The sequence below is a fragment of the Burkholderia sp. AU27893 genome, assembly GCF_002223205.1.
Lineage (GTDB): Bacteria > Pseudomonadota > Gammaproteobacteria > Burkholderiales > Burkholderiaceae > Burkholderia.
Genome location: NZ_NKFD01000001.1, coordinates 1,895,507 through 1,908,271 on the forward strand (window position 1 = coordinate 1,895,507; position 12,765 = coordinate 1,908,271).

Genomic DNA, 12,765 nt, shown 5'->3' on the forward strand with positions numbered 1-12,765 from the left:
GCTTTACTGGCCGTCCGGCACGATTCGCCGGCGGCGCGTCACGATGACCGGCCCGCTGCCGCCGCGGGCATCCGACGACGAGGCGTTGCCGGATGCGTCGCCGGTGTCGCGCGGTGCGCCGTAGCTTTCGCGCGGTTCACGGGGTTCGCGCGGGGCACCGTAGCCTTCGCGCGGTTCGCGCGAGCCATAGCCTTCACGCGGTTCGCGGGAGCCGTAGCCGCCGTCGCCGCGCGATTCACGCGGGCCGCCGTGCGAGCCGTACGGGCTGTGACCGCCGCCTTCACGGCCGCCGGGGCGCCCGCCGGTGCGCGGCCCGCGGGGGCCGCTGCCGCCCGGGCGCGAGCCGCCCGTGTCGAGCTGGATCGTGGAAATCGCGCGCTTGTAGATGCCTTGCAGACCCACGGGGGTGCGCAGCATCACCAGGTACTGGTCGAACGACTCGATGCACCCCGTCAGACGAATGCCGTTGACGAGATAGATTTCAACGCGTTTACGTTCCTTGCGCGCCGAATTGATGAAGTCGTTTTGCGGATGGGATTCTGCGGGATTGGCCATTGAGGTGCGGCAGGAGCCTGCGTCAGAGAATATGTTGTGCGTGTGTGTGGCGTGTTCGTCCACAAGGTGTTTGGCGGGATTCTACCCTGTTCAATCGGGGAGCGCGTAGTCGTGATTGTGTCGAACCGTAACCCACTATAGACGTTCCAGCGCGATTTCGCGATTCGGCCAAACGGCTAATGCCATTTCGTTACGTCGCGTTACGACTCTCGCAAGGCCGTATCACCTGGGTTCGCGCGCGACGTTTACTTTAGTCGCGCGCGCCGGGCGGGCCGGCATATCAGGGATTCAGAACATGAACAAGAGACGATGGGCAGGGTGGGTCGGGAGCGTGGCGTTGCTGGCTTCGGGCAGTGCGATGGCGGGGCATGTCGACCTGTCGGTCGGCATCGGCGTACCGGTCGCACCGGTCTATGTCGAGCCGGCCCCGGTCTATGTGGCGCCGCAACCGGCCGTGGTCGCCTATCCGGGCTACGGATACGGCTACTACGGCGATGACGACGACGATCGCTATCGCAAGTGGCGCAGGCACTATGACAAGCATTGGCACCGGCACCACGGCGACGACGATGACGATTGAGCCCGAGGCCAGCCCCGCCGGCGCGCATCAGAACGCGTAGTCGGGGTTTTTCGGGTCGAATGCGGTGTCGTCGAGCGTCGTCGGGGCGATTTTCTCGATGACGATCCGCTCGAAGATCTTGCCGTCGTTGTCATAGGACTCGACGGTCCGGAAATAGGGCGCGTGCAGGTCGAGCCCCAGGACTTCCTTCTTCGCATAGAACTGCGGCCGGCCGGTCGGTGTTTCGTAGGTGAGCGCAACGACGCGCACGCCGTTGATCGTTCTGGCTTCCACATCGGTCGGCCGCTGCACGCCGGCTTCCAGGTATTTCTTCCCTTCGGTCAGGTACAGGTTCGTGATGAATTCGGTGCCGAGATCCTTCACCTGGTGATTCGACTGGGCGCGCGCGAGTGCACCGTCGATGGCCGTCCATAGCGGAATCTTGCCGAGCAGGCCGCCGAGGTGGCCGTACATCTCGTCCTTGCGCTGCGTCGTGTCGTAGATGGTTTCCTGCCCGGCGTGCGCGCCGCCCGGCAGCCATTTCGCATAGACGCGCAGCGGCTCGCGGGTGGTCTTCACCAGCATGCGGTCGGGCGTATCGGACCATTTTCCGCTGATGCGTTCCTGGCGCACCATCGTGAACTGGTAGGACGGATAGCCGTTGGGACCGTTACGGATATAGAGCGGCACGGCGAGCGGATCGAGCGCCTTGAAGAGCGCCGTGAGCGTGGCGTCATCGAGTTGCGCGAGCGTGCCGCGCTGCGCGGCCGTGCGCAGCCAGCGTGCCTGTTGCGCGACCGGCTCGCGGGTGACTTTCGCGAGATCGGGCGGCAGGGCGACCTCCTGCGCCGCGCTCACGGCACTGGCGGCTTCCTGCGCATGCAGGCCGGTCTGGGCGAGCGACAGCATGCACGCGACTGCCATAGCGGCGGCATGCCGCGCGTGGCGCTTCTTTCCTTCGTTCATCGACGGCGTCTCCCGGGGCGATGGTGCGTTCAGCCTTGCTTCGCGGCCTTGATTTTGGCGAGTTCCTCGTCGCGCAACGCACGGCGCAGGATCTTGCCGACGTTCGTCTGCGGCAGCGCGTCGCGGAACTCGACGAATTTCGGCATCTTGTAGCCGGTCAGGTTCTTGCGGCAGTGCGCGAGCACGTCGTCGACCGTCAGCGACGGGTCGCGGCGCACGACGAACACCTTGATCCGTTCGCCCTGTATCTCGTCAGGAATGCCGATCGCCGCGGCTTCGCTGATGCCCGGATGCATCACCAGCACTTCCTCGATCTCGTTCGGATACACGTTGAAGCCCGACACGAGGATCATGTCCTTCTTGCGGTCGATCAGGCGGATGAAGCCGCGTTCGTCCATCACGCCGATGTCGCCGGTGCCGAGCCAGCCGTCGGCGTCGATCACCTTGGCCGTCTCGTCGGGGCGCTGCCAGTAGCCGCGCATCACCTGCGGGCCACGCACGCACAGCTCGCCCGGTTCGCCGACGGGCGCCCAGGTGCCGTCCTCGCGACGAAAGCGCACGAGGGTGGACGGCGCGGGCAGGCCGATCGAACCACTGAACGCGGCCATGTCGTTCAGGTCCACGGGGTTCATCGTGACGATCGGCGAGCACTCGGTCAGGCCGTAGCCTTCGACGACCGGCCGGCCCGTCACCTGCTGGAAGCGCTCCGCCACCGCGCGCTGCATCGCCATCCCGCCGGCCATCGCGAGCTTCAGCTTCGAGAAATCGCGCTTGCGGAATTCCTCGTTGTCGAGGAACGCGTTGTACAGCGTGTTGATGCCGGTGATCCCGGTGAACGTCTCGTTGCGGATGATCTTCATCACCATCGTCATGTCGCGCGGGTTCGCGATCAGGATGTTGCGCCCGCCGAGCCCCATGAAGATGAACGCGTTCACCGTCAACGAATAGATGTGATACAGCGGCAGCGGCGTGAGCACGGTTTCGACGTCGCCCGAGACCTGGTCGGCGATCCAGGCCTTCGCCTGCAGCAGGTTCGCGATCAGGTTGCCGTGCGTGAGCATCGCGCCTTTCGCGACGCCGGTCGTGCCGCCCGTGTACTGCAGGAACGCGAGGTCGTCGCGCGTGGTCTGCACCGGTTGCGGCTTGCCGCGCGCCCCGAGCGCCAGCGCCGAGCGCAACCGGATGGCCTGCGGCAGGTGGTAGGCCGGCACGAGCTTCTTCACGTGCTTCAGCACGAAATTGATCAGGCGTCCTTTCGCGTTGAAGCCGTCGGCGAGCAGGTCGCCGAGCGCGGTGACGACGATGTTCTTCACCTGCGTTTCCGGCAGCGCGTCCTGCAGCGTGCGCGCGAAGTTCTCGAACACGACGATCGTCTGCGCGCCGCTGTCCTTCAGCTGATGCGCGAGTTCGCGCACGGTGTAGAGCGGATTGACGTTGACGACGATCGCGCCTGCCTTCAGCGTGCCGAACAGCGCGACCGGGTACTGGAACGTATTCGGCAGCATGATCGCGACGCGGTCGCCGGGCTTGATGCCGATGCCTTGCAGGTACGACGCGAACGCGTCGACTTTCTGCGCGAGCGTGCGATAGGTCATCGATGCGCCTGCGCTCACGTAGGCGACGCGCTCGGCGAAACGGCTCGTGCATTCGTCGAAGAACTGCACGAGCGACGCGTATTGCGTGACGTCGATCTCGTGCGGGACGCCGGGCGGGTACGACGCGTACCAGATGCCGTCGGTGTTCGGCGGAACCTGGGCCGCTGCGGTTGCTGCGGAAGATGACATGACGAGTCTCCGGTCTTTGCTCTCGGCGAGGGCGGGCGCTTCGGCGCCGGCCCGTGCCCCGTGCCGCACGGTCGATCGACGGGGCGCCTCGACGCCCCGCACGACCGCGCGTTTCAATCAAATCGTGAACAGGAAGCCGCGCGTGGCCTCGCGCGCTCAGTTCGTGGAATGCAGCGTCGTCGTATCGACGAGGGGCGGCGCCGACTGCGGCAGCCCGAATGCTTCGCTGGCTCCCGCATCGTCGAGCACGGCCGCGAAGATCGACAACTGCGCGCTGTCGGGCATCGGCGCTTTCAGCGCGGCGACGATCAGCGACGACAGTCGCGCGATCATCTGCACGTCGTTCATCGTGCGGCCTTGCGAGAACTCGTCGATCAGGCTTTCCGTTTCGGCGCCCGCGAGCGCGCCGGACAGCGCGCCGATCGCGAAGTGCAGCCGCCAGCCGAGCTCCGTGCGCGGCAGGTGCGGCAACGCGCGCTGGAACGCGTCGAAGAAGCGGCCCGCGACGCTCGCGTAGTGCGCGGTCAGGAAGTTGCGCACGAACGGCGACGGATCGGTGTACGCACGGCCGATCAGGCGCAGGAAGCCGGGCCCGCCGCGTTCGGGATTGCGCGAGGCCTTCAGCGCCGGAATGAACATCGCGCCGAGCACGTGCTCGCAGGTGATGTGCGTGCCGAGTTGCGCATCGAAGCGGTCGAGGATGCCGAGGCGTTCCTGGTTGAGCTGGTCGAGCCGGCGCGACAGCATCGCGTGGATCAGCGCTTCCTTGCTGCCGAAGTGGTAGTTGACCGCGGCGAGATTGACCGCCGCGCGCGAGGTGATCTGGCGCATCGACATCGCCTCGAAGCCATGCTCGATGAACAGGTCCTCGGCCGCATCGAGGATGCGCGCCTTCGTCCCGCCGGTCTGCCGCGTGCCGGATGACCGTGCCCCGGACGGCCGTCCCGCGGATGGCCGCCCCTCCTGACTTACTGCCATGTCCCGCCTCCCATGCCGGTCGCCCGGCCGCGAACTGGTGATTTGTTTGTCTGATTCAAACAGCCGTTTTTATTAAGATAAAAAATCGCGGACGGAGCGGGCAAGCGGGGAATCTGGACAAATTCCTCTAGTTCGATGTGCGAATGCGGAAAGTATCGCGCGTGCCCTCGGCAGGACGGGGCACGCGTGATGATGCGGTGCGGCAATGCGCGGGATCAGCCGACCGTGCTACGCGTATTGACCGATTGCGTCATGTCGATGCCGCGCCGCTCGCGGCTGAACAGGATCAGCACGGCGATCACGACGGCGACGATGCCGGCCACGAGCGCGAGCGCGAAGCCGTAATTGTTGTTGTTCGACACGGCGAGCGACGCCTGCATCGTCGCGTTGCCCGACGCGAGCAGGTTGCCGAGCTGGTAGACGACGCCGGGGAAGGTCGCGCGGATCTCGTCGGGCGAGATCTCGTTCAGGTGAACCGGGATCACGCCCCACGCACCCTGCACCGAGATCTGCATCAGGAACGCCCCCGCGGCGAGGGCAACCGGGCCGCTCGAGAACGCCCACAGCGGCAGCACGGGCAGGGCGATCAACGCGGCGATGAAGATGGCGCGACGCCGGCCGATCCGCTCCGAGATCGCGCCGAACGACAGGCCGCCGACGATGGCGCCAATGTTCAGCACGATCGTGATCCACGACACGGTATGCGGATCGAAGTGATGCTGTTCGCGCAGGAACGTCGGATAGAGATCCTGCGTGCCGTGCGAGAAGAAGTTGAACGCGGTCATCAGCACGATCGCGTAGATCGTGAGCTTCCAGTTCTGCTTCAACGTGGAGCCAAGGCTCGGGCGCGGGCGCTTTTCCATCTGCTTCCATGCCGGCGATTCGGGTACGTGTGCACGCACGTACAGCACGAGCAGCGCGGGCAGCACGCCCACCATGAACATGCCGCGCCAGCCGATGTACTGGTAGAACAGGCCGAACACGACGGACGCGAGCAGGTAGCCGCTCGGATAGCCGGCCTGCAGCAGCCCCGACACGAAGCCGCGCGCATGGGTCGGCACGGTTTCCATCGTCAGAGCCGAGCCGACTCCCCATTCGCCGCCCATCGCGACGCCGAACAACGCGCGCAGCACGAGCAGCGCGGTCAGGCTCGGTGCGAAACCCGATGCGAGTTCGAGCAGCGAGTAGCATGCGATGTTGACCATCAGCGTCGGGCGGCGACCGAAGCGATCGGCGAGCCGGCCGAAGATCAGGGCGCCGAGCGGCCGCATCGCGAGCGTCAGGGTGAGCGCGAACGCGACGGCGGGAATCGTCGACCCGAATTCGGCGGCGATGTCCTTCAGCACGAACACCATCAGGAAGAAATCGAACGCATCGAGTGTCCAGCCGAGGTAGGCGGCGATCGTGACGTTGCGTTGTTCGCGGGTCCAGCTCATGTCCGAGGTCTCCTCGTCGGCTTGCGCGCTCACGTTGTGGATGCGGATGCCGGCCCGGCATGCGCGCGGTCCGGGGGCATGGATCGAGTGTAGGCGGCGGCGCCCGACGATGTGGGGTGCGATAACGTCGAATCGGGAATAATCCCTAGGAAATGAACTGTTTCGGAAATGGCAATGCCGTCGCACGAAACCGGCGACAGGCATCTGCATAGTTCCTGAAGGCTGTTTGTATCTATTTTGTAATGCGCCCGATGCACATCGTCACCGAATCAGGAGTCCAGATGACCGAACGTTCCGCCGCCACGCTGCCCGTGCTCGAGACGGCGCGGCTGTGGCTGCGTCCGCGTGTGCTGGCCGATCTCGACGCATGCCTCGCGATGGATCGCGATCCCGAGGTCACGCGCCATATCGCGGGCCCGTGGCACGATCCCGTCGAGCATCGGCGTTTCGTCACGCACCGGATCACGTGCGACTATCCGCCGGGCCTCGGCTACTGGTCGATCTTCGAGAAGGCCGCGCCCGAAGCGTTCATCGGCTGGATCCTGCTGATTCCCGACTATGCGGATGGCGCGCGCGACGTCGAGATCGGCTGGCGGCTGGTGCGTGCGACCTGGGGGCGCGGCATCGCGAGCGAAGCCGCGGCAGCCGTCGTGCGCCACGCGTTCGACACCGTGCGCCTGCCGCGCGTGATCGCCGATATCGCCCAGGCCAACAGCGGCTCGCTGAATGTCGCGCGCAAGCTCGGGATGCGTCGCGTGAGCGTCGTGCACGATGGCATTCCTTACATTCGGCATCGTCTCGAGCGCAACGATCTGCGCGCGTAGCGCGGCGCCGTGCGCGGGCGGGCGGTCGCTTGGTTGTCAGAGATCGTCAACCGGACGCGTATCGAGGTCATGACGTATTAACGGCTCGCGCGATCAGGAGTATCGTTGCCGGAATTTCGCAACATGGGGTACGACCATGGCTCTCGGCAACGATGTTCACCTGATTCCCGTCAAGCTTGAAGAACTGCGTCCCACGCAGATGACGGTCGGCTATCGCGAAGTCAAGGCGAAGCGCAAGCACTGGAAGGCGCTCAGCAAGCGCGCGCGCAAGGCCGCGATCGAATCGCACTGGTTCCCGGCGGTGCTCGGCCCGGACGGGCTGCACTACATCACCGATCACCACCACCTCGGCCTCGCGCTCATCGAGGAAGGCGAGGCACGCGTGAACGCGATGCTGCTGAAGGATCTGTCATGGCTCGACGAGACGATCTTCTGGCGGATGATGGAACACAACCAGTGGGTGCATCCGTTCGGCGCCGACGGCACGCGTCGCGACTACGCGAATCTGCCGAAGGCGCTGACCGGGCTCGTGGACGATCCGTACCGCAGCCTCGCCGGCGAGCTGCGCACGGCGGGCGGCTATGCGAAGGATGCGACGCCGTTCAGCGAATTCCTGTGGGCCGACTACCTGCGCCAGCACGTGTCGCTCGACCAGATCCGCAAGAACTTCGCGAAGGCGCTCGACATCGCTCTGCATCGCGCGCACGAGCAGGATGCACGCTATCTGCCCGGCTGGTCGGGCGTCATTGCCGTCAAGCCCTGACCGCCTCATGACGACCGCCCCGATCCGCCCCGATGCCGGCCCGCAGCATGCCGATCATTTCGCCGCGCTCGACGCGGCCGCGCCGCCGCCTACGCGACGCATCGGCCTCGATGCGCTGGCCGGCCTGTCGATCGCGGGGCTGCTGATCCCCGAGGCGGTCGCGTACGCGGGGCTGGCGAACCTGCCGCCGCAGGCCGGTCTCATCGCGTTGCTGTCGGGGCTCGTCGTCTATGCGCTCACCGGCAGCAGCCGCTTCGCGATCGTGTCGTCGACGTCGTCGTCGGCCGCCGTGCTCGCGGCGACCGTGCTCGCGGAGTCGGGGATGGCGCTCGCCGCGCAACTCGCGCTCGCGGCGGCACTCGTCGCGATGACGGGCGTGCTGTTCATCCTGGCCGGTGCCGCGCGGCTCGGCGGCATGTCGGATTTCGTCGCGCGGCCGGTGTTGCGCGGCTTCACGTTCGGCCTCGCGCTGACGATCGTCATCAAGCAGTTGCCGAAGATCCTCGCGATTTCCGTGCAGCACAGCGATGCGCCGCATGTCGCGCTCGACCTGATCACCGGCGCGCCGCACGCGAATCTCGCGAGCGTCGTGCTCGGCGCCATTGCGCTGGCGTTGCTGTTCACGCTCGGGCGCAGCTCGCGCGTGCCCGCGACGCTCGTCGTGATCGTGCTGTCGATCGCGGCCGGCTATGCGATCGACTGGCAGCGATACGGGATCGCGATCGTCGGCCATATCGATTTCAAGCATATCGAGTTCGGCCTGCCGACCCTAGACCGCAACGCGTGGATGCAGACCATCGAGCTTGCGTTCGCGCTGATGCTGATCCTGTACGCGGAATCGTACGGATCGATCCGCAACTTCGCGCTGAAGCATGGCGACAGCGTGTCGCCGAACCGCGACCTCGTCGCGCTCGGCTGCGCGAACCTCGTGTCGGGCCTGCTGCACGGCATGCCGGTCGGCGCCGGCTATTCGGCGACCTCGGCGAACGAAGCGGCCGGCGCGCAGTCGCGCTTTGCCGGCCTGTGGGCGGCGGGCGTGGTCGCGCTGATCGTCTGGCTGCTGCTGCCGCAGCTCGCGCGCACGCCGGAGCCCGTGCTCGCGGCGATCGTGATCTTCGCGGTCAGCCACTCGCTGCATCCGTCGGTATTCCGGCCGTACTGGGCCTGGCATCGCGACCGCCTCGTCGTGAGCGCCGCGCTGCTCGCGGTGCTCGTGCTCGGCGTGCTGCACGGGCTGCTCGCGGCCATCGGCGTGAGCCTGCTGCTGACCCTGCGCAAGCTGTCCGAGCCGAACGTCAGCGTGCTCGGCAGGCTGCGCGACAGTCACGATTTCGTCGACGTGGCGAGCCATGCCGACGCGAAGCCGGTGCCGGGCGTGCTGATCGTGCGGCCCGAGGCGCAACTGTTCTTCGCGAATGCGGACCGGATGCTGAACCGCGTGCGTGCGTTGATGAAGGCCGCGCCGGACGCGCATACCGTGATGCTGAGCCTCGAGGAAACGCCGGATGTCGACAGCACGACGATCGAATCGTTGCGCACCTTCGCGGCCGAATGCACGGCGCGCGGGTTGCGGCTCGCGATCGTGCGGCTCAAGGTGCACGCGCTGCATGCGTTGCGCCGCGCGGCCGACGACACGCTGCACGACGATGCGATGTCCGAACTGAGTGTCGACGAGAGCCTGCAACTGCTGCAGGCCCGGATGCCGCCGGACGGCAGCGACGGCACGACCGCCGCGTGACGGCGCGGGGGCGCCGCGCCGGTGAGTGCTATGGCGACACCACGGCGTCGGCGGAGCGATCGATCATGTCGGTCACTTCGGCCGCCGTCGGCGCATAGGCGCCTGCATGCGCACAGGCGACGGCCGCGCACGCGGCTGCGTAGCGCAGATGTTCGGCGGCGGATGCATCGGGACGCGCAAGCTGGCTCGCGAGCCAGCCGCCGATGCTCGCATCGCCGCAACCGACGGTGTCGGCCACTTCGGTCGGGAACGCGGGCTGGAACAGCACGAGGTCGCGATGCAGGAGCTGCATGCCGGATGCGCCGCGCGTGACGAGCATCGCGGCGTCCGGCGCCCACGTGCGCAGCTGCGCGAGCGCGGCGGCTTCGTCGAGTTCGGGAAACAGCCCGCGCAGATCCTCGTCGGATACCTTGATCCAGTCGGCGAGCCCGGCCAGCCGGCGCAGCGTGTCGCGATACGACGGCGCGGCCATCGGTGCGCGGAAGTTCGGATCGAACGAGATCCGCTTGCCGGCCGCCCGCGCAGCTTGCGCCACGTCGATCAGGCGCGACGCGAGCGGCTCGCGCACGACGCCGAGCGAACCGACGTGCACGATCTCGGCCGCGTCGAGTGCGCCGGCGGGCAGGTCCGCCGGATCGAACGCGAGATCGGCGCTGTTCTCGCCGATGAAGAAGTAGTGGGGCGGCTGCTTCGACACGACCATCGCGAGCAGCGGCGCGCGATCGACCTGCCGGATGAAGCGCAGGTCGAGCCCCGCGTCGGCGCTCTTGCGCATCAACTCGTCACCGAAGGTGTCGCGACTGACCGTGCCGGCGAAGCCCGTCGGCACGCCGAGTCGCGCACCGACGCGTGCGACGTTCCAGCATGAGCCGCCGGCGACGCTGTGCCAGTGCTGGTCGTCGTCGCGGATGAAATCGGTCAATGCTTCGCCGAATACGATCAGGCGGGGAAACGTCGTCGTCATGTCGAAACCTTGTGCGGCGGCGTTGCACGCGGCCATGCAGCGGTTGATCTGAAAGGACGGGCAGTGCGGGTCGTCGCACGTCGCGACGCGGCCCGGCACCGCCCGGTTGCTCGGGCGGACAGGTGGCGCGATCAGCGCGGGGTGCTCCAGCCCTTGTAGCTCTTCACGTTGTCGCGCGTGATGAGTGTCGGCTCGATCAGGATCATCGGGTTGGCCGGCTTCTGGCCGTTCATGATGCCGTAGCCGACGTTGACGGCCTGCTGCGCCATCGCCCAAGGGTCCTGGCTCGACGACGCCTGCACGAGCGTATTCGACTTGAGCGCGACCTCGATATCGGGCGCGCCGTCGACCGACGTGATCACGATGTTCGGGCGGTTCAGCTGCTTCGCGGCGAGATCGCTGCCGATCGCCTGCGGGTCGTTGATCGTGAACACCGCGTCGAGCTTCGGAAAGCGCGTCAGGTAGCCCTGCATCGCGTTCATCCCGCCTTCACGCGAGCCCTTGCCGTCCTGGTCGCTCGACAGCACCTTGATGCCGGCGCTTTTCGCGAGCACGGTCTTGCAGCCGTTGACGCGATCGATCACGGCCGACACCTGCGGGCCGTTCTCGATGATCACGTTGCCCTTGCCGTTGAGTTTCTTCGCGATGTAGTCGCATGCCAGCTCGCCGGCCTTCACGTTGTTGGTCTGCACGGTCGCATTCGCGCCGGCGGCCGCGACGTCGACCGCGACGACCGTGATGCCGGCCGCCTGCGCCTTCTTCACCGCCGTCTCGATCGCTTTCGGATCGGTTGCGTTGAGCAGGATCATGTCGACGTGCGCGGAGATGAAGTTGTCGATCTGAGTGAACTGCTTGTTCAGGTCGTAGTCGGCCGATACGGCCGTGACCTTCGCATTCGGGTTGATCTGCTTGGCGCGCGCCTCGGCGCCCTTGACGATCGTGACGAAGTACGGGTTGCCGAGCGACCCGACCGTGACGCCGATCGATTTGAGCGGCTTGTCGGCCGCGTGCGCGGCGGAAGCGCCGAACGCGAGTGCGCAGGCGACGGCGGTCAGGGCGGCTTTGTGCTTGAACATGTCGTGGTGTCTCCGTGAAGTGGCTTGTCGGGCGGGCGCAGGGATCGGCCTGCGCCGCCAGGTTGAATGGACGGGCAGGGGCTCAGGTACGGGCCGAATCGCGCTGGCGGTAGCGGTCGAGCGCGACGGCGCCGATGATCACGAGCCCCTTGATGATGTACTGCCAGATGTCGGACACGCCGAGCAGCACGAGCCCGTTGGTCAGCACCGCGATGATCAGCGCACCGATCAGCGTGCCGACGATCGAGCCGACGCCGCCGACGAAGCTCGTGCCGCCGAGGATCACCGCGGCGATCGCGTCGAGTTCGTACGACTGGCCGAGCTGCAGGCCGTTGGCCGCGTAGAGCCGCGCGGCCGACATCACCGCGCCGAGGCCGGCGAGCAGCCCCGACGCCGCGTACACGAACAGCTGGATCGCCCGCACGTTGATGCCCGACAGGCGGGCGGCTTCCGGATTGCCGCCGACCGAATAGATGCGCATCCCGAGCACCGTGCGGCGCAGGATGAACCACGAGATCGCGATCACCGCGCACGCGATCACGACGAGCCACGGCACGCCGAGGATCGTGCCGTTGCCGATGAACGCGAACGGCAACTGCGGATTGAACACGGTCGTGTCGTTGCCGATCAGGCGCGCGACGCCGCGCACGGCGGTCATCGCGCCGAGCGTGACGATGAACGGCGGCAGGCGCAGGAACGAGATCAGGCCGCCGTTGATCGCGCCGAACACGAGGCCGACGACGAGCGCGAACGGCACGCCGAGCCAGCCCCAGCCGGGGATGGTCGACGCGAGGAGTGCCGCGACGGCCGCGGCGGCGAGCACCGAGCCGACCGACAGGTCGATGCCGCCCGTCAGGATCACGAAGGTCATGCCGGCGGCCAGCACGATGTTGATCGACGCCTGCTGCGTGACGATCGACAGGTTCTGCAGCGTGAAGAAGCCGTCGGTCAGAAAGCCGAAGCCGATGCACAGAACCAGCAGCACCGGCAGCATGCCGGCCGTGCGGATCAGCGACCGCATGCGGGCGCGTTGATCGGCGCCGCGCAACAGCGGCGTGCGGGTGGCCACCTGCTGGGCCGTCGCGGAAGCGAGGTTCCGCTGCTTGGTCGGGTTGATCATTT

General features: G+C 66.9%; 12 protein-coding genes. 4 read left to right on the forward strand and 8 right to left on the reverse strand.

The features are described 5' to 3' along the window. Positions 1-3: 3 nt before the first annotated feature. Positions 4-555 (reverse strand): RNA chaperone Hfq, encoded by a 552-nt coding sequence (hfq, locus tag CFB47_RS09005; protein WP_089456112.1) that lies wholly within the window; start codon positions 553-555, stop codon positions 4-6. Between the two features lie 295 nt (positions 556-850). Between hfq and CFB47_RS09010 the strand changes: the two genes are divergently transcribed. Next, positions 851-1,135 (forward strand): PXPV repeat protein, encoded by a 285-nt coding sequence (locus tag CFB47_RS09010; RefSeq protein WP_089456113.1) that lies wholly within the window; start codon positions 851-853, stop codon positions 1,133-1,135. Positions 1,136-1,162: 27 nt separating this feature from the next. On the opposite strand, the gene CFB47_RS09015 is transcribed toward CFB47_RS09010, so the two are convergent. The 4 genes from CFB47_RS09015 to CFB47_RS09030 form a co-directional block, all read right to left on the reverse strand. Continuing rightward, complete coding sequence (locus tag CFB47_RS09015; RefSeq protein ID WP_089456114.1) at positions 1,163-2,080, reverse strand: DUF1571 domain-containing protein; 918 nt, start codon at positions 2,078-2,080, stop codon at positions 1,163-1,165. Positions 2,081-2,109: 29 nt separating this feature from the next. Further along, positions 2,110-3,864: an AMP-binding protein gene (locus CFB47_RS09020; protein ID WP_089456589.1), complete on the reverse strand. Its 1,755-nt coding sequence runs from the start codon at positions 3,862-3,864 to the stop codon at positions 2,110-2,112. 156 nt (positions 3,865-4,020) lie between these two features. Then, positions 4,021-4,842 (reverse strand): TetR/AcrR family transcriptional regulator, encoded by an 822-nt coding sequence (locus CFB47_RS09025; protein ID WP_089460981.1) that lies wholly within the window; start codon positions 4,840-4,842, stop codon positions 4,021-4,023. Between the two features lie 215 nt (positions 4,843-5,057). Beyond that, complete coding sequence (locus CFB47_RS09030; RefSeq protein ID WP_089456591.1) at positions 5,058-6,278, reverse strand: MFS transporter; 1,221 nt, start codon at positions 6,276-6,278, stop codon at positions 5,058-5,060. Between the two features lie 281 nt (positions 6,279-6,559). Here CFB47_RS09030 and CFB47_RS09035 point away from each other — a divergent pair, with 281 nt between their 5' ends. From CFB47_RS09035 to CFB47_RS09045, 3 genes are all read left to right on the forward strand, one after another. Then, complete coding sequence (locus CFB47_RS09035; RefSeq protein WP_089461392.1) at positions 6,560-7,102, forward strand: GNAT family N-acetyltransferase; 543 nt, start codon at positions 6,560-6,562, stop codon at positions 7,100-7,102. Positions 7,103-7,238: 136 nt separating this feature from the next. Next, a complete protein-coding gene (locus CFB47_RS09040) occupies positions 7,239-7,865 on the forward strand; it encodes a ParB-like protein (RefSeq protein ID WP_089439982.1) in 627 nt (208 codons plus the stop codon). A 7-nt stretch (positions 7,866-7,872) separates the two neighbouring features. Then, positions 7,873-9,603 (forward strand): SulP family inorganic anion transporter, encoded by a 1,731-nt coding sequence (locus CFB47_RS09045; protein ID WP_089460982.1) that lies wholly within the window; start codon positions 7,873-7,875, stop codon positions 9,601-9,603. A 28-nt stretch (positions 9,604-9,631) separates the two neighbouring features. Here CFB47_RS09045 and CFB47_RS09050 read toward each other — a convergent pair whose 3' ends face one another. The 3 genes from CFB47_RS09050 to CFB47_RS09060 all read right to left on the reverse strand — a co-directional run bounded on the left by CFB47_RS09050 (position 9,632) and on the right by CFB47_RS09060 (position 12,763). Further along, positions 9,632-10,567: a carbohydrate kinase gene (locus CFB47_RS09050; protein ID WP_089461393.1), complete on the reverse strand. Its 936-nt coding sequence runs from the start codon at positions 10,565-10,567 to the stop codon at positions 9,632-9,634. Positions 10,568-10,698: 131 nt separating this feature from the next. Beyond that, positions 10,699-11,643 (reverse strand): ABC transporter substrate-binding protein, encoded by a 945-nt coding sequence (locus tag CFB47_RS09055; protein WP_089460983.1) that lies wholly within the window; start codon positions 11,641-11,643, stop codon positions 10,699-10,701. Positions 11,644-11,725: 82 nt separating this feature from the next. Further along, positions 11,726-12,763, reverse strand: a complete 1,038-nt coding sequence (locus CFB47_RS09060; protein ID WP_089460984.1) for a hypothetical protein — start codon at positions 12,761-12,763, stop codon at positions 11,726-11,728. Between the last annotated feature and the right edge of the window lie 2 nt (positions 12,764-12,765).